Genomic DNA, 23,024 nt, shown 5'->3' with positions numbered 1-23,024 from the left:
ACACCGAAGCCCGCAGGGCCGGCGGCCGCCCGGGCCGCCGCGCGCTGCCCGGTGCGCGGCGCGATGCCGCGCGCCGTCAATGCGCGGCCGCGACCGGCTTCACCATCCGGCCGAGCACGTGCTCGGTCATCCCGCGCGCGAGTTCGGTCTCGCCCATGAACACGGTGCCGACACCCTCGCTGGACAGCAGCGCGGCCTCGTCGCCGCTGTTGGTGCACAGCACGACTTCGAGCGTCGGGTTGAGCGTGCGCGAGATCTCGACGATCTGCCGCACGTCGAACACGTCGGGCAGCGTGACGACCAGCATCCCGGCCCGCGCGATATGCGCCTGCACGAGCACGATCGGCTCGATCGCGTCGCCCGACACGGCCGCGATGCCGTCCGCGCGCAGCTTCTCGACGAGCTCGCGATTCTGCTCGACGACGACATAGGCGATCCCGCGCTCGTCCAGCGCATGCGCGATCCGCGTGCCGACCTTGCCGTAGCCGACGATCACGACCTGCCCCGTCAAGTGGGTCTGCGGCGTCGACATCGGCAGCGCGGCGAGCGGATCGTCGCGCGCCTCGAGCTTGCGCGCGAACGCCGAATGCTTGCGGATCCACACGAGCGCCGGGTCGATCATCGCGAACAGCAGCGTGTTCATCGCGATCGAAATCAGCGCGACCGCCAGGATCAGGCTCTGCCCCTCGGCCGACAAGAGCCCGAGCGCACGCCCGAGCCCCGCGAGAATGAACGAGAATTCGCCGATCTGCGCGAGGCCCGCGCCGACCGTCAGCGCGGTGTTCAGCGGATAGCGGAACGCGATCACGAGCGCGACGGCCGCGAGCGTCTTGCCGACCAGCACGATCGCCGCGACCTCGATCACGTGCAGCGGCTCCTCGAGCAGCACCTTCGGGTCGAACAGCATGCCGACCGAGATGAAGAACAGCACCGAGAACGCGTCGCGCAGCGGCAAGGTCTCATCGGCCGCGCGCCGACTGAATTCCGACTCGCGCATCATCATCCCGGCGAAGAACGCGCCAAGCGCGAACGACACGTCGAACAGCTTCGCCGCGCCGAACGCGATCCCGACCGCGGCCGCGATCATGCACAGCGTGAACAGCTCGCGCGAGCCGGTGCGCGCGACGAGCCACAGAATGCGCGGAAACACGCGCTTGCCGACCACCAGCATCAGCGCGATGAACGCCGCGACCTTCAGCATCGTGACGCCGAGCGTGCCCCACACGCTGCCGCCCGCCGCATGCGTATCGCCGGGCGGCGTGCCGCCGAGCAGCCCCGCGACGGGCGGCAGCAGCACCAGCACGAGCACCATGACGAGATCCTCGACGACCAGCCAGCCGACCGCGATGCGCCCGTTGACCGTCTCGACGAGCCCGCGTCCTTCCAGCGCGCGCAGCAGCACGACGGTACTCGCGACCGACAAGGCGAGCCCGAACACCAGCGCCGCGCCGAGGCTCCAGCCCCACGTGAGCGCGAGCCCGCCGCCGAGCAGCGTCGCGACGGTAATCTGGACGACCGCGCCCGGCAGCGCGATCTTGCGCACCGCGAGCAGATCGCCGAGCGAAAAATGCAGGCCGACGCCGAACATCAGCAGCATCACGCCCACTTCCGCGAGCTGCTGCGCGAGCGACAGGTCGCCGACGAAACCGGGCGTGCCGGGGCCGATCACGATCCCGGCAAGCAGATAGCCGACCAGCGGCGGCATTTTCAGCAGCGACGCGAGGTAACCGAAGATCATCGCGAGACCGAAACCGGCCGCGAGCAACGCAATCAGGCTGACGTCATGAGGCATCCCCCCTCCCAAGCTCTTGTAACTATTTAGTAAGGTTCAAGAGTGAAAGGATAAGGGATGAGGCGGAAGAATGGCGCGCGGCCGCGAAAAATTCACGCGGCCGCGCGCTTTTGCGGGGTGCAACCCCGGCGAAACGACGGGCGCCGCACGTCGCGGCCGGCGCCGTAAAACGGGTCGGACCGGCGGGGCCGGCGCCCCGCCGCCCGCGTCAGCGCGACGCTTGCGGGAACCGCGCGCCCGGCGGCGGCTCCGGCCGCGTCGACGGCACGCTCTTGCGCACCTTCGCGACCTGCGCGGCCGTCACCGGCGCCCCCGTGTTGCCCCAGCTCGTGCGCACGAAGTTCGACACGTCGGCGACTTCCTGGTCCGACAGGCGCCAGCCGAACGGCGGCATCGTGAAGGTCGACGGCGCGGTGCGCGTCCCCTCCAGCGCGCTGCCTTCCAGCACGACGTGGATCAGCGAGGTCGGATCGTCCCCCTGCACGACCGGGTTGCCGGCCAGCGCCGGGAACACGCGCGTGTAGCCGTGGCCGTCGCTGCGGTGGCAGGCCATGCAGTTGTCGCGATAGACGGCCGCGCCCGGCTTGCTCGCGTCGCCCGTCTGCAGCGCCTTCGCGGCGGCCGCGTCGTACACGTGCGGCTGCTCGCCCTGCACGCGCGGCGGCAGCGTCTTCAGGTAGCGCGCGATCGCGTTCAGGTCGTCGTCGGTCATGTGCTGCATGCTGTGGCCGACCACGTCCGTCATCCCGCCGAACGCGGCCGTGCGCAGCGTGCGGCCCGTCTTCAGGAACTGCACGATCTCGGCTTCGTTCCACGTCCCCAGGCCCGTGCGCGGCTCGCCGCGCAGGCTCGTCGGCACCCAGCCGTCGATCGCCGCGCCGCCGGCCAGGAAGTCAGGGCCGTCCGCATCGGTCAGCCCGCGCTCCTGCATCGTCGGCGCGCGCGGCGTGTGGCACGCGCCGCAGTGGCCGAGGCCCTGTACGAGATACGCGCCGCGCGCGACCACCGGATCGGTGTACGGCGCCGCATCGAACGGCTTCGGCGCCGGCGCGAACAGCTTGCGCCAGATCCCGAGCGGCCAGCGCATCGACAGCGGCCACACGATGTCGACCGCGCGGTTCTCGTGCTCGACGGGCGCGACGCCGTGCATGAAGTACGCGTACAGCGCCTTCATGTCGTCGTCGGTCAGGCGCGAATACGACGGGAACGGCATGGCCGGATACATCGTGTCGCCGTTCTTGCGCACGCCCTCGCGCACCGCGCGCGTGAAGTCCTCGTAAGTCCAGCCGCCGAGACCCGTCTTCGGGTCCGGCGTGATGTTCGTCGAGTAGATGCCGCCGATCGGCGTGTCGAACTTCAGCCCGCCGGCGAACGGCTTGCCGCCGCTCGCGGTGTGGCATGCGATACAGTCGCCGGCGCGCGCGAGGTATTCGCCGCGCTTGACCAGGCTCGCGTCGGCCGACCGGGCCACCGGTGCAGCCGCCGGGCCGGAAGCCGCGGCGGGCGCCGCCGGTTGCGCGACGGCCGTCGTGCCGCCGAGGCCGAACACGGCCCAGCTCGCCGCGGCCGCCAGGGCACGCGACCACGAGGACATGCGGCGCGTGGCGAGGGAATTCATCGTCCTCTTCATACGGTCACCAGCGGGGCAGGATTTTTCAGGTATTGCTCGCGGATCGCGCGTGCCGACCAGTAGGCCAGCGCCGCGATGATCCCGGTCGGGTTGTAGCCGATGCCCTGCGGCAGCGCGGACGCGCCCATCACGAACACGTTGTGCACGTCCCAGCACTGCAGGTAGCGGTTCAGCACGCTCGTCTTCGGGTCGGTGCCCATGATCGCGCCGCCGACGAGGTGGGTCGTCTGGTAGGCGCGCGAATCGAAGTGCTTGCCGAACTCGCGCGTCGACACGCTGATCGCCTTCGGCCCCATCGCTTCCGCGATCTTCTTCATCTGCCCGGTCACGTATTGCGCCATCTTGATGTCGTTGTCCTTCCAGTCGAACGTCATCCGCAACAGCGGCTGACCGTACGAATCGCGATAGGTCGGGTCGAGGTCGAGATACACGTCGCGGTACGACATGTTGGTGCCGTGCGCGTCCATCGAGATCGTGTGCGCGTAGTTGTCCTTGACGGCCTTCTTCCACGCGGAACCCCACTGCGGCGTGCCGGGCGGCGTCGCGATGCCGCTGATCGGCTTCACGCCGGCCTGGTTCACCCACAGCGGCGAACCGCCGACGAAGCCGAGCGGGCCGTGGTCGAAGTTGTCCGCGTTGAAATCGTCCACCGCGACGCCGTTGCCGCCCGCGCCGATGAACGGATTCGTGTAGGTATCCTTGTCGAAAAACGCCTTGATCGTCGACAGGTTCTGGTACGCGAAATTGCGGCCCACGACACCCTCGCCCGAGACCGGATCGTACGGCTTGCCGATGCCCGACAGCAGCAGCAGGTGCACGTTGTGATACTGGAACGCGGCCACGATCACGAGATCGGCCGGCTGGTGCACTTCGCGCCCGGCCGGATCGACGTAGGTCACGCCGGTCGCGCGCTTCTTCGTGTCGTCGAGGTCGACCCGCAGCACGTGGCACTTCGAGCGCAGCTCGAAGTTCGGCGCCTGCTTCAGCGCGGGCAGGATGTTCAGGTTCGGCGACGCCTTCGAGTACATGTAGCACGCGTAACCGCTGCAGTAGCCGCAGAAGTTGCACGGGCCCATCTGCACGCCGTACGGGTTCGTGTACGGGCCCGACGTGTTCGCCGACGGCAGCCGGTACGGATGCAGGCCGAGCGACTTGGCGGCGTCGAAGAAGCGCTGCGCCGAATACGTATTGAGCTGCGCGGGCAGCGGGAAGTTGTCGCTGCGGTTCGCCTCGAACACGTTGCCGTCGCCGACCACCTTGCCGCCGACCTTGTACGCCTGCCCCGACGTGCCGAACACCTTCTCGGCGAAGTCGAAATGCGGCTCGAGCTCGTCGTAGGTCACGCCCGTATCCTGGATCGTCATCCCTTCGGGGATGAACTTCCGGCCGTAGCGCTCTTCATAGTGGCTGCGCAGGCGCAGCTCTTCCGGCGTGATCCGGAAATGCACGCCCGACCAGTGCAGCCCCGCGCCGCCGACGCCTTCGCCCGGCAGGAACGCGGCGAGCTGCCGGTACGGCAGCGCGGTGTCCTGCAGGCCGTGGCGGATCGACACGGTCGTCTTCGACAGGTCGAGGAACAGCTTCTTGCGGATGTTGTACGTCAGCTCGTCGATCGTGTTCGGATACGCGCCGTCCGGGTACGTATCGCGATATTCGCCGCGCTCGAGCGCGACGACCTTCAGGCCCGCTTCGGTCAGTTCCTTCGCGAGAATCGCACCGGTCCAGCCGAAGCCGACGATCACCGCATCGACATGCGGCTTTTTCTCTGCGGCCATCAGCTGCGCTCCCCGTTGATCGAGACGGGCCCGTACGGATAGGGCTTGCCGCTCTGGTTGACGAAATCCATGAAGTCCGCGCGTGCGCCCGGAAAGCCGATCATCTTCCACGCGGCCATGTCGTGATTGCCGCCGTGCACCGGATCGCAGAAATAACCTTCGCGCGTGTTCTGCAGCAACTGGCCGAAGAACACGCCGGGCGGGACGTCGTCGATCTGCGCGGCGCCCTTCTCCAGCGCGCCGAGCACGGTGTCGCGCGTCGGTGCGTCGAGATCCGCGAACGCCTTGCCGTGCGCCTTTTCGCAATAACGGTTGACGGCCGCGATGCCGAGCCGGTAGATGTCGCGGGGCACCAGCTTCAACTGGTAACCCAGCTCGGGCACGCCCTGCTGGAACGGCCCCTGCATGTACCACGTCGCGCCGTGCGCATACGGCGTCTCCATCTGGCGGTCGATGAATTCGGGCACGCCCGATTCGAGCGCGCCGGGGCCTTCGGCGTCGGCCGGGATGAGCCGGTCGACGGCGGCCTGGACGAACGCCCACTCCTTCGCATCGAAGAAGGTCGGCTTGTACGGGGCGCGCTCGGCGCTGGACGATGCGGCGGGCGCGCTGCCGGCCGTCGTCGCGGACGGCGACGACGAGCGCAGGTCGCAGCCGGCGACCGACGCGATCGGCACGAGCGCGACCGACGTGCGCAGGAAACGGCGGCGCGAGTTGGGTTTGTCAGGTGGCGTGGACATGGTCGGATGTTGATCGTTGGGGATCGGCGCCGGCCACGCGCATTCCGCATGCCGCGTGGCCGGCCGGAAGCCGTGCCGCATGCGGCTGGCCGTCCTGTTCTTCATATGTTGCGAACAACCTCGATGCGGGCAACGGCCGCGCGATGCACGGTGACGCCTTCATGCGGCCGCGCGTCGCGCCGGCGACGGCGGCGCGCTGCACGGATCGACCTCTTAATGGGCCCTATCGTCAGACAAATAGCGGCCTTTCGACCGGCATCTGCTGCCATCGCCATGACCCTTGTTCAACTTAGGCGCCGCGTTTGCCGACGGCAAGCGCAACGTGCACGACCCTCTTTAGGGCCCGGCGACGAGTGCGGCGAATTATAGCTGGAACCGGTTCCATTGCTACAGGGTTCGATGCAATTCAATGCATCGAAAATCGCAACAATTGAAAAATCTGAAAACCGGAATGCGCAAGGATGCGCGCGATCGCAGGTGGATGAAGGGGGCAGGCAGGCGTTCGTTGCCTGGAGGACGTACCCGGAGAGCTGTCTCTTTCCAGCCACGCGGCACCACGCGACGGCGTCGGAGCGCGCCGTACCCTGGTAGCCTCCGCCGCTCATGAACACCCGGAAAAACAAATCGCTGGCGCCCGATTCGACCAGCATCAGCAAATATCTGAGCTACCTGCTACGCCACGAGCCGCAGGCGATCGGCCTGCAACTCGATGCGCAAGGCTGGGCCGATATCGGTCGGTTGATTGCCGGCGCCGCCCGTCACGGACACCGGCTCGATCGCGCGACGATCGAAAGCGTCTGTGCAACCAGCGACAAGCAGCGCTTCGCGCTTTCCGACGACGGTCAGCGCATTCGCGCGGTGCAGGGCCATTCGACGCCCGTCGTGCAACGGCGTTATCCGGCCGCGCAGCCGCCCGAGCGCCTCTATCACGGCACGGCGACGCGCTTCCTCGATTCGATTCGTGCGCAAGGACTGAAACCCGGCGCCCGGCATCACGTGCACCTGTCGGCCGACATCGGGACGGCACAGGCGGTTGGCGCGCGCTACGGCGTGCCGGTGATTCTCGAGGTCGACGCGCAGCGCATGCACCGGCAGGGCCGCACGTTCTTCATTGCCGAAAACGGCGTCTGGCTGACCGACGCTGTGCCGGCCGAATGCCTTGCGCCGATCGATGCGCCCGCGGGTTGAACCGCCCGCCGCTCACCGCGTCCAGAACATCGACGCAATGGACAGCGCCAGCGCCGCGCACAGCGGCGAGTAATACAGCGAGTCCATCCGTGCGAAACGCGACCCGCGAATGCGCTTGAAGAAGCCGACGTAGCGGAAATCGCCGACGGCGCGCACCGCGAAGATCAGTGCGAGCGCAACGACCGCGAACGCGATCGTGCCGGGATACGCGTTACGCCCCAGCCAGCCGGCACGCGCGGCCACCACGCATGCGCCGCCCAGCAGCGCCGCCGCGACGGCAAGCGTGCCGATCGCGGTCGGCCGCAGCAGCGGCACGCCATCCAGTTCCGGAATCGCCGCACGCTTGCCGCGCCGCCCGCCCAACGCCCAGTAGACGTGTACGAGCGCGATCGCGCAAAGCGTCGGCACGCTGAAATACGCGCCGGTCATGTCGTTCGTGTCCTTGTCTCGTTGTTCTGCCGGAAGGGTTCCGGCGCGCGGCCCCGGCCCGCGCCACGCATGACGATACCGAAACCCGGCGACGCGTGCATTGCGACCTGCGGTCGCAACCCGTGGCAGCACGTGGTGCGATGCAGTGCGCGTGCCGGTCGCCCGGGCCGGCCGCTTGACTTCCCTTCGCGCGCTACTACCCTGTTATTCCAGTACCGCGGTCGGCACGCCGCAGCATCGTACCGACCGCACGACAACGATAATGAAGGCCATGGAGGCGACTCATGCTGATCGGTGTGCCGAAGGAGATCAAGAACCACGAATATCGCGTCGGCCTCACGCCGGCCGGCGCGCACGAACTCACGCGGCACGGCCATCGCGTGCTCGTGCAGCGCGGCGCGGGCACCGCGATCGGCCTGCTCGACGACGACTACACCGCCGCCGGCGCATCGCTCTGCGACGGCGCCGACGAAGTCTTCGCGCGCGCCGACATGATCATCAAGGTCAAGGAGCCGCAGCCGGCCGAATGCGCGATGCTGCGACGCGGCCAGATCCTCTACGCGTACCTGCATCTCGCGCCCGATCCCGACCAGGCGGCCGCGCTCGTGAAATCCGGCGCGGTCTGCATCGCGTACGAAACCGTGACGGGCCCCGGCGGCGGCCTGCCGCTGCTCGCGCCGATGAGCGAGGTGGCCGGACGCATGTCGATCCAGGTCGCGGCAACCCACCTCGAAAGCCCGCGCGGCGGCCGCGGCCTGCTGATGGCCGGCGTGCCCGGCGTGCCGGCCGCGCACGTCGTCGTGCTCGGCGCGGGTGTCGTGGGCACCGGCGCGCTGCAGATGGCGGTCGGCCTCGGCGCACGCGTCACCGTGCTCGACAACAACGTCAACCGGTTGCGCCAGCTCGACCTCGTGTTCGCCAACCGGATTTCGACCGTCTGCTCGAACGCGCATACGGTCGACGCAGCCGTGCGCGACGCCGACGTCGTGATCGGTGCGGTGCTCGTGCCGGGCGCATCGGCGCCGCGCCTCGTCACGCGCGACATGATCGCGACGATGCGCAAGGGTGCCGTCGTCGTCGACGTCGCGATCGACCAGGGCGGCTGCTTCGAGACCTCGCATGCGACGACGCATGCCGACCCGACCTTCGTCGTCGACGGCGTCGTGCACTACTGCGTCGCGAACATGCCCGGCGCGGTCGCGCGCACGTCGACCTTCGCGCTGAACAACGCGACGCTCGGGCATGCGCTCGCGCTCGCCGACAAGGGCTGGAAGCAGGCGATGACCGACGATCCGCATCTGCGCGCGGGCCTGAACGTCTGCGACGGGCACATCACGTACGAAGCGGTCGCGCTGGCGCTCGGCCTGCCCTATGTGCCGGCGACCGGCATGCTCGCGTGACCGTGCCGGAATGACATGAACGCACGGCGGGCAGCATGCGTTGCCGCCCGCGTTCATCCCCCCTTCGACCGGCTCCGCTTCGTCCCGCCGCCCTCGCCCATCGTCCGTGCCAGCAGCGGCCGCAGTTGCGCGAGCGTGCACGTGTTCAGCACATCCCGCCGCGTGAGCCAGCCGCGTCGCGCCTGATCGATGCCGTACGCGAGATTGTCGAATTCGTCCGTGCCGTACGCATCGGAACCGATCGCGACCCGCACGCCGGCCCGCGCGGCCTCGCGGCACCAGATGTCGGGCAAATCAAGCCGCCGCGGCTGTGCATCGAGTTCGACGAAGCAGCCGCGCGCCGCGGCCTGGGCAATCACGCGCGGCACGTCGAGTTCGACTGCCTCGCGTTCGCCGAGCATGCGGCCGGTCGGGTGCGCGAGAATCGTGAAATGCGGGTGGTCCATCGCGCGCAGCAGGCGATCGGTCTGTGCCTGGCGCGGCAAGTCGAAGTGATCGCGGACGGCTCCGACCACGAGATCGAGCCGGCCGAGCATCGCGCCGGGCACCTCGAGGCTGCCGTCCTCGCGAATACCGGCCTCCACGCCCTTGAGCAGCACGAAATCGTCGAACGACGCATTGATGCGATCGATCTCGTCCAGCTGTCGCGCAAGCCACTCGAAGTCGTGGCGGCCGCCGTCGGCAGGCGGTGCGCGATCGGTGATCGCCAGATAAGCGAGCCCGCGCGCACGGGCCGCGTCGGCCATCGCGCGCAGGCCGTCGCGGCCGCCCGACGCGTCGGTATGCGCATGCAGGTCGCCGTGGAGATGCCTGCGTTCGACCAGGGCCGGCAGCGTGCCGGCGCGCGACGCATCGATCTCGCCGCGATCCTCGCGCAGCTCGGGCGGCACCTCGTGCAACCCGATGGCGGCATAGACCGAGGCCTCCGTGTCGCCGGCAATCCGCTCGTCGCCGCGAAACACGCCGTATTCGTTGATCTTCAGCCCGCCGGCCTGCGCGATCCTGCGCAGCGCAATATTGTGCGCCTTCGATCCGGTGAAGTAGACGAGCGCCGCGCCGAACGCATCGGCATCGACCACGCGCAGGTCGACCTGCAAACCGTTGGCGAGTACGACGCTCGACTTCGTCTTGCCGTGCGCGAGCACACGCGCCACATCGCCGTGGCCGACGAACGCATCGGCGACGGCGGCCGGGTCGCGTGCGGTGACGAGGATGTCGAGATCGCCGACGGTTTCGCGGCGACGACGAAAACTGCCGGCCGGCACGGCCTTGCCGACGCCCGCGACCGCGCGCAGGCGGTCGAGCAACGGCATCAGCGACCGCGCGGCGTCGGGCAGCAGGAAGCGTTGCGGCTCGCGCTGCAGGCGATCGTCGATCGCTTCGAGCAGATGGGCTTCGGTTTTCGCGCCGAAGCCCGGCAGCTCGCGCACGTGACCGTTTTTCGCTTCGGCACGCAACTGTTCGAGCGAATCGACGTGCAGCGCATCATGCAGCGCCTTCACGCGTTTCGCGCCCAGCCCCGGCACGTCGAGCAACTCGACGATCGCACCCGGCAACGCATGGCGCAGCGTTTGCTGCAGCTCGCAGGTGCCGGTCGCGGCGATCTCGCGCAGCTTCGACGCAAGATCCGGACCGATCGACGGAATCTTGCCGAGATCGTCGCCGTTCGCGATCATCGTCGGAATATCGCGACCGTAGTCGGCAATCGTCCGTGCGGCGTTGCGGTAGGCCCTCACGCGAAACGGATTGGCGCCCTGGATCTCGAGCATGTCGGCGATCTCGGCGAATACGGCCGCGCACTCGGCATTGTGGATCGGCATGATCGGCGTGGCTCCCTTCCACGTGGATGGCGCCGCGTACTGGCGCCACGGCGCCTGCCCGCCCGTCGGCATCGCAGGTCGACGCCACCGGGCGCCCGTCCTTCATCGTACGCCCGCTGCGCATCGCGTGCAGCGCCGTTGCGGCCGCGACGTCAGAGGGAAGCGCGCGGGGTCGTCGCGTAGTGCCGCTCGTAGATCGACTGGCAATGCGTGCAGCGCTCGGCGGCCGGACGCGCCAGCAGCCGCTCGTAGCCCACCGCGCCGTCGCAATCGATGCATTCGCCGTAACTGCCGTCGCGCATCCGCTGCAGGGCGCGGCCGATCGCGCGCAGTTCGGTCAGCCTCATGCCGATCAATGCGTGATCGACGTCGACGAACAGGTCCGCGTTCGCCTCGTCGCCCTCGTCCGGCGCCGCGCCGGCAAGGTCCGCGTAGGATTCCGACGCGCGCTGGTCCTCGCTCGCGCGGATCTCCGCACGCAGCGCCTGCTCGCTCTCGTTCAGCCGCTGTTTCAGCGTCTGCCGTTGTTGTGGGTCGAGCGACATGGCCGTCTCTCCTGTTCCGGGTTCCGCGCGAAAGCGTACGGCGCGCGGTGTCGCGCCGGTGCGCGGCGAAACTGCGTGACCGCCGTCGCCGCGCGTCCGGATACGCGCCCGGCAGCACGAAGCGCCGGACGCATTCGACGCAGGATAAACCCATTGAACACGCGTGTGTTGACCGGAATCAGCAGGCCGTCCGCGCGCCCGAAAATCGGGGACGGATGTGAAACGCGGCGTCGCCGGATTCGTCCGACGCAGACGCTGCCGGGATCGACCCAGCCGTTGCGTCGGACCGCGTCACCGCCCGTCAGGTATCGGCACGGACGATATCGAGCAACGCGCGCGCCGAGCGCTGCCAGCTGTACCGCCGCGCATGCTCGCGGCCCGTCGTGCGCAGCCGCGCCCGCAGTTCGGGATCGTCCATCACGCGAGCGATTGCGGCGGCGATGTCCGGCGGCGAATAGGCATCGCAGAACAGCGCCGCGCCGCCGCAGACTTCCGGCAGCGAGCCCTCGTGCGACACGATGACGGGGCAACCGCACCGCATCGCCTCGAGCGGCGGCAAGCCAAATCCTTCGTACAACGATGGGAAAACGAAGCATCCGGCGTGCTCGTACAGCGCTTTCAGTTCGCCATCGGTCACGTAACCGGCCCACGTGACGTAGGGATCGTCCTCGCGCAGGCCTGCCTCCCGTACCCCGAATATCTTCGCATTGGCGCCGCCCGCGATCACGAAGCGCAACGTCGGGTGCGACGCCCGCATCAACGCGATCGCGGCCAGTGCGCGCACGAGATTCTTGCCCGGCGCGAGCGACCCGACGAACAGCACATAGCCGTCCGTCTCGAGATTCAGGCGCGACAGCACGCCGGGATCGGCGTCGATCCGGTCGATGTGATCCACCGCGCCCGGTACGACGGACAGGCGCGCCGGCGGTACCCCGAGCCGGGCGGCCAGCCGTGCCCGCGAAAAATGCGACACCGTCACGATATGACGCGCGCGCCGCTTCAGGATCGAGAACGCGAAGCGGTACCACAGACGGAATGCGAGCGAATAACCGGCCGGCAGATCGAAGACCGCCGCATCGTGAATCATCAGCAGCTGATCGCGCTTCACCAGCGGGCCGATGTTGCACAGGCTCAACAGGGTTCGGCCGCGCGTCGTGCGCGGCAGCGTCCATTGCTCCCACAGCGCGCCGTGCCGGCGCCCGACGGTCTGCGGCCGTGCGCCGGCCGGCATGGCCGCCGGATCGTGATCGACCGGCACGACGAGCGACGGTTCGTCACCGGCATTCGCGAGGCGCGCGAGTTCGGCCGTCAGTTCGTAGGCCACGCGCTGAACGCCGGTCATGCGCTGCGCCGTGAATTTTCCGTTGATTGCGAGGCGCCGCAACCGCGCGGTTTGCGCGGCGGCGCCGACGCCCCGTTCCGCGCGCGCTTCCTGCAGTACCGGTGCGCTGCGCTCCCGAATCGACGTTGACATGATCGTGACTGTTCCGATGGCTGCGGCACGATGAGGCGCCGCCGGACACCCCGCTGAGCGGAATGCTGCTGTGCCGTCAGTGTGTCCGCCGCCGCCGATCCGGTCGGTACGTTCGACCGCACAACGCCCGGCTTTCCGGACGATTCGCCATCCTCAGAAAGCGTTGCGGCCGATGAAGCCGCGCACGACCGTCAACAGGATGATCTTCATGTCGAACCAGAAGCTCCAGTTCTGCATGTAGAAAAGATCGAATTTCACGCGCGCCGCCATCGCCTCGACCTTGCGCGTCTCGCCGCGATAGCCGTTCACCTGCGCCCATCCGGTGATGCCCGGACGCACGCGATAGCGGTACATGTAGCAGTCGATCAGTTGCCGATAGAGGTCGTCGTGTTCGATCGCGTGCGGGCGCGGCCCGACGACCGACATCTGCCCGAACAGCACGTTGAAGAACTGTGGCAGCTCGTCGAGCGACGTGCGCCGCAGGAATGCGCCGACGCGCGTGATGCGCGCGTCGTTGCGCGAGGCCTGCCGCAAGACGCCCGGCTGCGCGCGATGCACACGCATCGTCCGGAACTTCAGGATGTCGAACTCGCGGCCGTCCACGCCCTTGCGGCGCTGCCTGAACAGCACGGGCCCCGGCGACGACAGCTTGACCGCGATCGCCAGGATCGACAGCAGCGGCAGCAACGGAATCAGCACGCCGAATGCGAACAGCCGGTCGAACGCGAACTTCGCCCACAGCTCCGGCGCCGAGCTCGGCGTGGTCGCGAGATTGATCGCCGGCATGCCGAGCACGTCGGTCGCGGAGCGATCGACGACCGCCATCTGCCGCACATCGGGCAGCAGCCGCAGCTCGACGAACTCGTCGCGCAACTCGCGCACGATGCGCTGGATCCGCCATTCGTGCGACATCGGCAACGTGAGCCACACTTCGTCGATCTCGCCGTTGCGGATCATGTCGCGCAGCGTGGCCCAGTCGTCGATCACCGGCACGCCGCCGATGCCGCCCGCGGCGGCCGGTGCGTCGTCATCGAAGACGCATGCCGCCACGAACGGGCCGTTCGGCGCGAGCTGCATCCGCTCGACCGCCACGCGCCCGTATGCCGTTGCGCCGACCACGGCGACACGGCGTTGCCGCGCACGCGGGTCGTTGCGTGTCAGCACGACGGCCAGCAGCGCGGCGCGGCCGAGCAGCAACGCCGCGTCGCCGGCCAGCACCGTGTGCACGAGCCAGCGTGTCGTGACGGTGCCGCCTCGATTCATGATCCACATCGCGGCGGCCACCGTCAGCACGCTCGCGCAGACAACCGCCACCATCGTCTGCGTCAGCACGTGCGCGCCGCCCCGCACCGCCACGCCGCCACGCACGGCGCGCAGGTAGCGCGGCAGCAGCGCCACCGTCAGCACGCACAGCAGCGCGATCGCACCGCGCTGCGCATCGGACAACTCACGCCACGCGAGGCCGGACGCGGCCTGCGCCGCAAGCGCCCCCGCCAGCACGAGCACGACATCGAGCGCCGCGATCGCGGCACGCCGCATCGCATTCGTTCCACCGGACGTCGACTGCATCGTCATGCACCATGTGCCGGGAATCCGCGATGCACCTCCGGCAGGCGCGGGCGAACCGGCGCCGGCCTCGCATTCCCGCGCGCCCCGAGCAACCGGCGATAGTCGGCGCGAATCAGGTCGTAGCATTCGCACGCGTGGTGTTCGAGCCCGTCGCGGTCGAGCACCGTGATGCGGCCGCGGCGCTGCCGAATCAATCCGGCTTCCTGCAGGTTGCCGGCGGCCTCCGTCACGCCTTCGCGCCGCACGCCGAGCATGTTCGCGATCGTCTGCTGCGTGACGGCCAGCTCGTCGCCGTCGATGCGGTCGTGCGCGAGCAGCAGCCAGCGGCTCAACTGCTCGCTGACCGAGTGATGACGGTTGCACAGCGCGCTGCGCGAGATCTGCGCCATCGTCGCCTGGCAGTAGTTGAGCAGCAGCCGGTACGTCTGCGGCGATCGCTCGAATTCGGCACGCATCACGCAACTCGGCACGCGATACGCCATCCCGCCGATGCGCACCTCGACCCGGTTCGACGCCGCGATGCCGCCCACCAGCGTCCCGAGGCCGACCACGCCTTCACGGCCGACCACCGCCACCTCGACCATCGCGCCGTCCTCCATCAGGTGCTGCACCGACATCATCGCCGTCGTCGGAAAATACAGATGGCGCATCGGCTCGCCGACCCGGTCGAGCATGCCGGCCTTGATCCGGACCAGTTCGAGATGCGGTGCGATAGTGCGGATGCTGTCCTCCGGGAGTGCATCGAGGATGGCGTTCGCCGTGTAGCTCGAGTGAAGATGAAGCATGTCTGTATCCCTTTATTGTCCGCACCGCCTGCAGCCGCGTGCACGGAACTCGTTATCGCAATGCGCGTCCGGACGTTGACAACGGTTGCGGCCCACAACCCTGATTCCGACCGACCATCGACTTGTTACCGCCGAATTGAGTCGGCCGCCCCGTTTCGACACGCGAATTCGAATAAGCGATTTACGTGCCAATAGCCGCCCATCCTTAATATATGAATCACACTCGATTTGGATCGCCCGAATATTCGGCCTCGCACCATAAAAAGCGTCTCATTTCCGGACACTCTTCCGGCGACGGACACCGCAATTGATTTGACTGAACAATTCTTCTGCATCGAGCCGGGGCAAACGGATCGGGGCCGCGAAGCTTGTCGTTCAAACACTTACAGCCGATTTTCAATTGTTTCCGTGATGATCGAGACGACGCTTCCCGCCGTCACCGTGCTTCATGCGCTCGTTTGAAACTGTCTCAAAATTGAATCGGCTTACGCATTCCGCACTCTGTTACCTGTCGCACATATCGCATGCAAGCAATTGATTCTGATAGACATTCAGGCGAGCCCCGTTTATTTGTCAAATAATGTTCAACGCGCCCCCGATGATTTTCACGTACGATGCACACCGTCATCCGATTGATTCCCGAACAAGATCGAATGACGGACCAGCTCGGCATTCCATTTCCGGATGATTAATTCGACGGAAATGAACCATTAAATCCGCATGACGTTTGCACTCGACCAAAATCGTCAAACTTTGCAAGATGACGTAATGTGCAATTGATCGATTTCAATCGCGTGCTAGCCTTTTCGCAGCATCGTCATTCGATTTTCGATGAACACAAATTCGCACGATCGTGCTGAATCCCGTTTTCACGGGACCGCCACGACGACGCGAGATCGCCACCCTACGAGGATGTGCCGTGACTCTCCAGGCCAACGACGCCGTCGCCTACGCGAACGGCATGATCGAGCTTTCCCACAGCTTCGATGCCAACCGGTTTCTCGCGGCCATCGACCGCGACGAACTCGCCACGCTGGCACCCCACCTGCAGCTCGTTCACCTGAAATCGGGGCAAGTGCTGTGCGAACCCGGTGAAATGCTCACCGCGGTGTACCTGCCGGTCACGACGGCGATCTCGCTGCAGTACGTGTCGTCCGGCGGCATGACGCTGGAGGTGGCGGAGATCGGCAGCGAGAGCGTGGTCTGCGACGACGTGATCGGCGGCAGCGGCCGGATGCCCTGCCGTGCGGTGGCCTGCCGCGACGGCTTCGTCTACCGGCTCGACCGGCGCGTATTCGCCGCCGCGTTCGACGCATCGCCGGTGATCCGCCATCTCGTGTTCGTCTGCGTGCGTCTGCTGATGGCGCAGGTGTCGCAGATCACGTTCTGCAGCCGGCATCACGTGCTGAAACATCAGCTATGCAGATGGTTCCTGCTCGCGTACGACCGCACGCGCAGCATCGAGATCCAGGTGACGCACAGCATGCTCGCGCAGATGCTCGGCGTGCGGCGCGAAACGGTCACGGATGCCGCCGGCGAAATCCAGAAGCTCGGCCTGATCCGGCAATACCGCAGCTCGATCGAGCTTGCCGACCTCGACGGCCTCGAAAGGATGTCGTGTGGCTGCCGCGCGATCGTGCGCGACGAAATGAAGCGCATTCTGTCGGCCGACTCGGGCGTGCCGGCCGCATCGCGCGCGTGATCGACGGACCGGCCCGGCACCGCGAGCACGCCGGGTCAGCCGATTGTAGGGTGGCGAACAGAACGCCGTGCCTGCCAATGGTCTACTGATGCCGGACTGCCGGGGGGACGTCAGCGCACATCGCGCGTCTGCCCGAGCGGACGACACCACGCACGCCGGAGCAGCACGTGAAAAACGAAATCAGAACCATCCTCAAGCACGTCGCCCACCTCGAAGCCGCGATCGATTCGATCGGCGACGGGGACGACCTCTACGAAGCGGGCCTCTCCTCGCTCGACACGATCCAGCTGATGCTCGCGATCGAGAAGCAGTTCAACATCGAGATTCCCGACGAGATGCTGAACCGCAACCTGTTCCGCAGCATCGACGCACTCGCGGACACGATCGCCACCCTGCAACGCACCGAGCATTCCGCATGAGCGCGCCGCTTCCCGAACTCGCGGCCGACAGCGAATCGCATCGGCTCGACGAGGCCGCGCACGCCGTCGCACAGATCGCCGCGCAGCACGCGGATGCGGTCGATCGCGACGCGCGCTGCCCCGTCGAGGCGATCGAGGCAATGCGCGCGCGCCGGCTGCTCGGCGCGATGGTGCCGACCCATCTCGGCGGTGCGGGCGCGTCGCTGGAAGATATCGCGTCGGCCTGCTCGATCCTCGGCCAGGCCTGCGCGTCGTCGGCGATGGTGTTCGCGATGCACCAGATCCAGGTCGCCTGCATCGTCGACCATGCTGCCGACCAGGGCTGGCACAAGCTGTTCCTGCAGCAGCTCGTGCGCCACCAGTGGCTGCTCGCGTCGGCGACGTCGGAAGACGGCGTCGGCGGCAACCTGCGCGCGAGCCAGTGCGCGCTCGAAACCGACGGCGGCGGGTTCCGGCTGCGCAAATCCGCGCCGACGATCTCGTATGGCGACTATGCGGACGGCATCCTCGCGACCGCACGCCGCGACGCCGACGCCCCGGCGTCCGAGCAGGTGCTCGTCACGCTGCTGCGCGACGGCTATACGCTCACGCGCCGCGGCGAATGGGACACGCTCGGGATGCGCGGCACCTGCAGCAACGGCTTCGTGCTCGATGCGCAAGGCGCCGCCGTCCAGTGCCTGCCGGTCCCGTTCGCGAAGATCGCCGAAGAAACGATGGTGCCGGTGTCGCACATCCTGTGGGCCGCCGTCTGGATCGGCGTGGCCGGCGACGCGTTCCATCGCGCGCACCAGTTCTTCCGCGCACAGGCGCGCCAGACCGACGGCGCGCCGTCGCCCGCGGCGCGGCGCATCGCCGAATCGCTCGCGCTGATGCAGGCGATGCAGGCCCGTGTCGACGCCGTGCTGCGCCTCCACGCGAACGCGTCGACCAGCTCGTGGTCGGCCAGCATGGCCCGGGCCGCCGAGATCAACACGCTGAAGACCTACGTGTCGACGACCGCGCTCGAAGTCGCGCACCAGGCGATGATGATCTGCGGGATGGCCGGCTACAAGCAAGGCACGCCGTTCAGCATCGGCCGTCACATTCGCGACCTGCTCGCGGCGCCGCTGATGATCAGCAACGACCGCATTGCCGCCAACACTGCGAGCCTGCTGCTCGCGCTGCGTCCTGCGACGCTGGAGAAACATACGTGAACGATCGCCTCGCCGTGCCCTCCGCCGCCTCCACTCCCGCCGACGCGCCGCTCGACCGCGCGGGCGTCAACCCGCTGCGCGACGAACTGATCGACGCGGGCCTGCTGGTCTCGACCGGCATCCAGGGCCTGTTCGGCCGCAGCGAACGATTCGAGCGCGTCGTCGAAGCGCTCGACGCATTCGTCACGCGCGTCGGCGCCGACCAGCAAGCCGAAGTGCTGCGCTTCCCGCCGGCGATGAGCCGCATCGAGTTCGAGCGCAGCGAATACATGAAGAGCTTCCCGCAGCTGGCTGGCAGCGTGCACGCGTTCTGCGGCGACGAACACCAGCACCAGCGCGTGCTGCAGTGCCTCGATCGCGGCGACGACTGGACCGAAAGCCAGAAGCCGACCTACGTCGTGATGACGCCGGCCGCGTGCTACCCGGTCTATCCGGTCGTCGCGCGCGCGGGGGCGCTGCCCGCCGACGGCCGGATCGTCGACGTGTTCTCGTACTGCTTCCGGCACGAGCCGTCGCTCGACCCGACCCGCATGCAGCTGTTCCGGATGCGCGAGTACGTGCGCATCGGCACGCCCGAACAGATCGTCGCGTTCCGCGAAACGTGGATCGAGCGCGGCACGCGGATGATCGAGGCGCTGCGCCTGCCGAACGCGATCGATCTCGCCAACGATCCGTTCTTCGGCCGGGGCGGCAAGATCGTCGCGAACAGCCAGCGCGAGCAGAACCTGAAGTTCGAGCTGCTGATCCCGATCGAGCACGACGACCGTCAGACCGCGTGCCTGAGCTTCAACTACCACATGGACCATTTCGGCCTGCTGTGGAACATCCGCACCGCAACGGACGACGTCGCGCACACGGGCTGCGTCGGCTTCGGCCTCGAACGGCTCACGCTCGCGCTGTTCCGCCACCACGGCTTCGACATCGACGCATGGCCGGTCGAGGTGCGCGACGTACTGTGGGGCGCGCGATGAGGTTCGTCTCCCGCGACGGCGAAGACGCGTCGTTCGAGGACGTGCGCCACCGCGCACGCCACTACCGGCCGCACCCGCTGCACAGTCAGGAGATGGTCTGGAAGCAGACCAACTGCTACGTCGACATGTGGCTCGAGGTGCTCCGGTGGTGGGGCCTGAATCCGTACGCGGCGCTGCCGTTTACGATCGCGCTCGATTTCGAGGGCGACCAGTTCACGTTCTTCAAGTTTCCGCACGACGAACTGGAGCGGCTCTACGGGATCGTCGTGCAGGAACATTCGATCTACGAACCGCTCGACCAGCACATCGAGACCCAGGTCGCGCGCGGCCACCTGATGATCGTCGAGGTCGACGCGTGGTTCCTGCCCGACACGCGCGGCAGCAGCTATCGCACACAACACACGAAGACGACGATCGGCATCGACGCCATCGACCGCGTGAAGCACCAGATCGGCTATTTCCACAATAGCGGTTACTACGTGGCCGAGGATTTCGACTACAACGGGCTCGTCGGCGGCAGTTCGCCGATGACGCTGCCGCCGTACGTCGAATGCGCGAAACGGCGGTTTACGCCGCTCGACGAGCGCGCGCTCTGCGACGCATCGCTCGCCGCGCTGCAGCGTCACCTGCGGCGCCTGCCGGTCGTCAATCCGATCGCCGCCTTCCGGCGGCAGTTGCAGACCGACGCACGGACCCTCGCCGATGCACCGCTCGAGCACTTCCACGCGTACTCGTTCAATTCGGTGCGGCAGCTCGGCGCAAACTTCGAACTGTTCGGCCACTACGCACGCTGGCTGCAGGCCAGCGGCTGCGTCGGGCCGTTCGCCGAGATCCGCGCCGCGTGCGATCGCATCGCGTCGGAAGCGATGGTGCTGGAATTCCGGCTTGCGCGCGCCTGCGCGCGCGGCAAGGAAGAACGCGGCGACTCGACGCTCGAGGCGATCGAGGCCGCGTATGCCGACCTCGTCGCCTGCGCGCGGCAGATCGGCGCGCCGCTGCGACATGTCGCGCCCGTGCGCAGCGACGCGGCGCCCGTGCCGGTCATGCGGTGACGCGCGCGCGAGCCCTGCCCGCGTGGTCGATGCTCGCGACGGCCGCGGGCGCCGTGCGGGAACCGTGCGACCTTCCGGCGGATGACGCCGGCTGGATCGCGGCGCCCGTGCCCGGCACGGTCGCGCAGGCGCTCACGCTGGCCGGCCGGGTCGACGATGCGCGCTCGCTCGACGAGCGCGACCACTGGTACCGGATCGAGCTGCGCGGGCACGGGCCGCGCGTGCTGCGCTTCCACGGCCTCGCGACGCTCGCGCAGGCCTGGCTCGACGACACGCCGATCCTCCGCTCCGACAGCATGTTCGTCACGCACGACGTACCCGTGTCGCTCGACGGCACGCACCGGCTGACGCTCTGCTTTCGCGCGCTCGCGCCGCGGCTGCGCGACGCGCGCGCGCCGCGCCGGGCGCGCTGGCGCACGCGGCTCGCCGAGCCGGCCGCGTTGCGCACGGTCCGCGCATCGTTGTTCGGGCACATGCCGGGCTGGTTTCCGCCGGTGGTACCGGCCGGCCCGTGGCGGCCCGTCGAGGTGCTCGATCCGGCCCACGGCCCCGTCCTGGTCGATGCGCGCCTGCAGGCGCGCATCGAAGGCGACACGGGCTGGCTCGACGCGGAACTGGCGTTCGCCGCGCCGCTGCCCGACAGCATCGCCGCGCGGCTGTCGTGCGGCGAGCATCATGCGACGCTGGAACGCACCGGCACCGACCGCCTGCGCGCCAGCGTCGCCGTGCCCAGCGTGCGTCGCTGGTGGCCGCATACGCACGGCGAACCGGCACTCTACGAGATCACGCTGCATATCGGCGACGAACGGCGGCCGCTCGGCTCGACCGGCTTCCGCACGATCGAGGTCGACGGCGGCGCCGACGGCAAGGGCTTCGGGTTGCGCATCAACGGCGTACCGGTGTTCGCGCGCGGCGCGTGCTGGAGCAGCGCCGCCCCGCTCGCGCTGCACGCGGACGACGCGGCCTACGGCCGCCTGCTCGGGCTCGCACGCGACGCCGGCTTCAACATGATCCGCGTCGGCGGCACGATGACCTATGAGGCCGACGCGTTCCACGCATGGTGCGACCGGCTCGGGCTGCTGGTCTGGCAGGACTTCATGTTCGCGAACTTCGACTACGCGCTCGACGATCCCGCGTTCGCGGACAACGTCGATCGCGAGGCGGATCAGTTTCTCGCGCGCAGCGGCGCTTCGCCGTCGCTGGCGGTGCTGTGCGGCGGCAGCGAGATCGCACAACAGGCCGCGATGTCGGGACTCGCGCCGAAGCAGCGCTTCCTCGAGCTGACGGCCGAGCGGCTGGCCGGCCACGCGGCCGCACGCCGCCCCGACGTCCCGTACGTGCCCGATTCGCCCGACGGCGGCGTGCTGCCGTTCACGCCGCGCGAACGCGTGTCGCACTACTACGGCGTCGGCGCGTACCTGCGCCCGCTCGACGACGCGCGCCGCGCCGACGTGCGCTTCGCGAGCGAATGCCTCGCGTTCGCGAACGTGCCGTGCGATGCGACGCTCGCGGAGCTCGGCTGGCCCGGCGTGCACGAGCCGCGCTGGAAGACGGCCGTGCCGCGCGACCCCGGCACGTCGTGGGATTTCGAGGATGTCCGCGACCACTATCTGCGGACGCTGTACGACGTCGCGCCCGACCGGCTGCGGCGCGAGGATCCGGCCCGCTACTTCGAGCTGTCGCGCGCGGTGATCGCCGACCTGATGCGCGAAACGTTCTCGGAGTGGCGGCGCACCGGCTCGCGCTGCGCCGGCGCGCTCGTGTGGCAGTTCCAGGACGTGATGCCCGGAGCAGGATGGGGGGTGATCGACGCCGCGCACCGGCCGAAATCGGCGTGGTATGCGCTGCGGCAGGTGCTGCAGCCAGTCCAGGTGCTGCTCGTCGACGAAGGCTTGAACGGGCTCGACGTGCATGTGGTCAACGAGCACCCGGCGCCGCTGTCGGCGGCGATCGAGCTGGTCGCGCTGCGCGACGGCCGCACGCCGGTCGCGCGGGCCGGCTGCCCGGTGCGGATCGCCGCGCACGACGCGATGCGGATCGGCTCGGCCGACCTGCTCGGCCGTTTCTTCGACTGGACCTATGCATACCGTTTCGGGCCCTGCGAACACGACACCGTTGTCGCGACGCTGCGCACCGACGACGGCACCCTGCTGTCGCAGGCGTTCCATTTCCCGTCCCGCACCCATCCGGCCGTACTGGCGCGCCGCGAACTCGGAATCGAGGCGTGCGTATCGCGCACCGGTGGCACGTGGCATGTCGACATCGACACGCGGCACGTCGCGCGCCACGTGCAGATCGACGCACCGGGCTTCATGCCGCGCGACGACTGGTTCCACCTCGCGCCGGGCACGCCGGCGCGCGTCGCGCTCGTTCCGCTGCAATCGGCCGGGCACAACCCGGCGAGCGACGACGTGCCGCCTGCGGTGGACATCCGTGCAGTGAATGCCGCGCGCGCGGTGCGCGCGACGCACGCCGGTTGATGCGGCGCTCGCGGCCGCCGTGTGCCGCGAGCGTGTTCCATCCCCGCCCGATCGAACCGC

18 protein-coding genes are annotated in these 23,024 nt (G+C 68.4%); 8 read left to right on the top strand and 10 right to left on the bottom strand.

Features of this window, described 5'->3' with window-relative positions; translation table 11 throughout:
* Positions 1-76: 76 nt before the first annotated feature.
* The 4 genes from AC1VVG_RS25900 to AC1VVG_RS25885 all read right to left on the bottom strand — a co-directional run bounded on the left by AC1VVG_RS25900 (position 77) and on the right by AC1VVG_RS25885 (position 5,937).
* A complete protein-coding gene (locus AC1VVG_RS25900; protein ID WP_034191547.1) occupies positions 77-1,792 on the bottom strand; it encodes a cation:proton antiporter domain-containing protein in 1,716 nt (571 codons plus the stop codon).
* 208 nt (positions 1,793-2,000) lie between these two features.
* Positions 2,001-3,422 (bottom strand): c-type cytochrome, encoded by a 1,422-nt coding sequence (locus AC1VVG_RS25895; protein ID WP_482836640.1) that lies wholly within the window; start codon positions 3,420-3,422, stop codon positions 2,001-2,003.
* On the bottom strand, positions 3,419-5,197 hold the full coding sequence (locus AC1VVG_RS25890) for a GMC family oxidoreductase (RefSeq protein ID WP_034191549.1): 1,779 nt from the start codon (positions 5,195-5,197) through the stop codon (positions 3,419-3,421). Before AC1VVG_RS25890 ends, AC1VVG_RS25895 begins: the two co-directional genes overlap by 4 nt.
* Complete coding sequence (locus AC1VVG_RS25885) at positions 5,197-5,937, bottom strand: gluconate 2-dehydrogenase subunit 3 family protein (protein ID WP_034191685.1); 741 nt, start codon at positions 5,935-5,937, stop codon at positions 5,197-5,199. The genes AC1VVG_RS25890 and AC1VVG_RS25885 overlap by 1 nt, the downstream gene beginning before the upstream one ends.
* A gap of 603 nt (positions 5,938-6,540) precedes the next feature.
* On the opposite strand from AC1VVG_RS25885, the gene AC1VVG_RS25880 reads away from it, so the two are divergent.
* Positions 6,541-7,125, top strand: coding sequence for an RNA 2'-phosphotransferase (locus AC1VVG_RS25880; protein WP_059556452.1), 585 nt, complete (start codon positions 6,541-6,543; stop codon positions 7,123-7,125).
* A 12-nt stretch (positions 7,126-7,137) separates the two neighbouring features.
* On the opposite strand, the gene AC1VVG_RS25875 is transcribed toward AC1VVG_RS25880, so the two are convergent.
* Positions 7,138-7,554, bottom strand: a complete 417-nt coding sequence (locus AC1VVG_RS25875) for a DUF3995 domain-containing protein (protein ID WP_034191550.1) — start codon at positions 7,552-7,554, stop codon at positions 7,138-7,140.
* A 284-nt stretch (positions 7,555-7,838) separates the two neighbouring features.
* Between AC1VVG_RS25875 and ald the strand changes: the two genes are divergently transcribed.
* The gene (gene ald, locus AC1VVG_RS25870) at positions 7,839-8,954 is read left to right on the top strand and encodes an alanine dehydrogenase (RefSeq protein ID WP_034191551.1); all 1,116 of its coding nucleotides are present in this window, start codon (positions 7,839-7,841) and stop codon (positions 8,952-8,954) included.
* A 53-nt stretch (positions 8,955-9,007) separates the two neighbouring features.
* On the opposite strand, the gene polX is transcribed toward ald, so the two are convergent.
* The 5 genes from polX to AC1VVG_RS25845 all read right to left on the bottom strand — a co-directional run bounded on the left by polX (position 9,008) and on the right by AC1VVG_RS25845 (position 15,147).
* Positions 9,008-10,774, bottom strand: coding sequence for a DNA polymerase/3'-5' exonuclease PolX (gene polX, locus AC1VVG_RS25865; protein ID WP_482836638.1), 1,767 nt, complete (start codon positions 10,772-10,774; stop codon positions 9,008-9,010).
* Between the two features lie 152 nt (positions 10,775-10,926).
* Positions 10,927-11,319, bottom strand: a complete 393-nt coding sequence (locus tag AC1VVG_RS25860; protein ID WP_473376367.1) for a TraR/DksA family transcriptional regulator — start codon at positions 11,317-11,319, stop codon at positions 10,927-10,929.
* A gap of 301 nt (positions 11,320-11,620) precedes the next feature.
* Positions 11,621-12,793, bottom strand: a complete 1,173-nt coding sequence (locus tag AC1VVG_RS25855) for a glycosyltransferase family 4 protein (protein ID WP_034191553.1) — start codon at positions 12,791-12,793, stop codon at positions 11,621-11,623.
* A 153-nt stretch (positions 12,794-12,946) separates the two neighbouring features.
* Positions 12,947-14,362 (bottom strand): undecaprenyl-phosphate glucose phosphotransferase, encoded by a 1,416-nt coding sequence (locus tag AC1VVG_RS25850; protein WP_482836636.1) that lies wholly within the window; start codon positions 14,360-14,362, stop codon positions 12,947-12,949.
* Positions 14,363-14,364: 2 nt separating this feature from the next.
* Complete coding sequence (locus AC1VVG_RS25845; RefSeq protein ID WP_034191554.1) at positions 14,365-15,147, bottom strand: Crp/Fnr family transcriptional regulator; 783 nt, start codon at positions 15,145-15,147, stop codon at positions 14,365-14,367.
* A gap of 919 nt (positions 15,148-16,066) precedes the next feature.
* On the opposite strand from AC1VVG_RS25845, the gene AC1VVG_RS25840 reads away from it, so the two are divergent.
* From AC1VVG_RS25840 to AC1VVG_RS25815, 6 genes are all read left to right on the top strand, one after another.
* Positions 16,067-16,849, top strand: a complete 783-nt coding sequence (locus AC1VVG_RS25840) for a Crp/Fnr family transcriptional regulator (RefSeq protein ID WP_034191555.1) — start codon at positions 16,067-16,069, stop codon at positions 16,847-16,849.
* 167 nt (positions 16,850-17,016) lie between these two features.
* Positions 17,017-17,268, top strand: coding sequence for an acyl carrier protein (locus tag AC1VVG_RS25835; RefSeq protein WP_006490451.1), 252 nt, complete (start codon positions 17,017-17,019; stop codon positions 17,266-17,268).
* On the top strand, positions 17,265-18,461 hold the full coding sequence (locus AC1VVG_RS25830; protein WP_034191556.1) for an acyl-CoA dehydrogenase family protein: 1,197 nt from the start codon (positions 17,265-17,267) through the stop codon (positions 18,459-18,461). The genes AC1VVG_RS25835 and AC1VVG_RS25830 overlap by 4 nt, the downstream gene beginning before the upstream one ends.
* Positions 18,458-19,432, top strand: coding sequence for an amino acid--[acyl-carrier-protein] ligase (locus AC1VVG_RS25825; RefSeq protein ID WP_034191557.1), 975 nt, complete (start codon positions 18,458-18,460; stop codon positions 19,430-19,432). The genes AC1VVG_RS25830 and AC1VVG_RS25825 overlap by 4 nt, the downstream gene beginning before the upstream one ends.
* On the top strand, positions 19,429-20,484 hold the full coding sequence (locus AC1VVG_RS25820; RefSeq protein ID WP_034191689.1) for a DUF1839 family protein: 1,056 nt from the start codon (positions 19,429-19,431) through the stop codon (positions 20,482-20,484). Before AC1VVG_RS25825 ends, AC1VVG_RS25820 begins: the two co-directional genes overlap by 4 nt.
* 29 nt (positions 20,485-20,513) lie before the next feature.
* Positions 20,514-22,964 (top strand): glycoside hydrolase family 2 protein, encoded by a 2,451-nt coding sequence (locus AC1VVG_RS25815; protein WP_482836634.1) that lies wholly within the window; start codon positions 20,514-20,516, stop codon positions 22,962-22,964.
* Positions 22,965-23,024: the final 60 nt, after the last annotated feature.

Source organism: Burkholderia sp. L-4, assembly GCF_056856535.1.
Note: the sequence above shows the minus strand (reverse complement) of the source record. Positions and strands in the feature narration are given on the sequence as shown.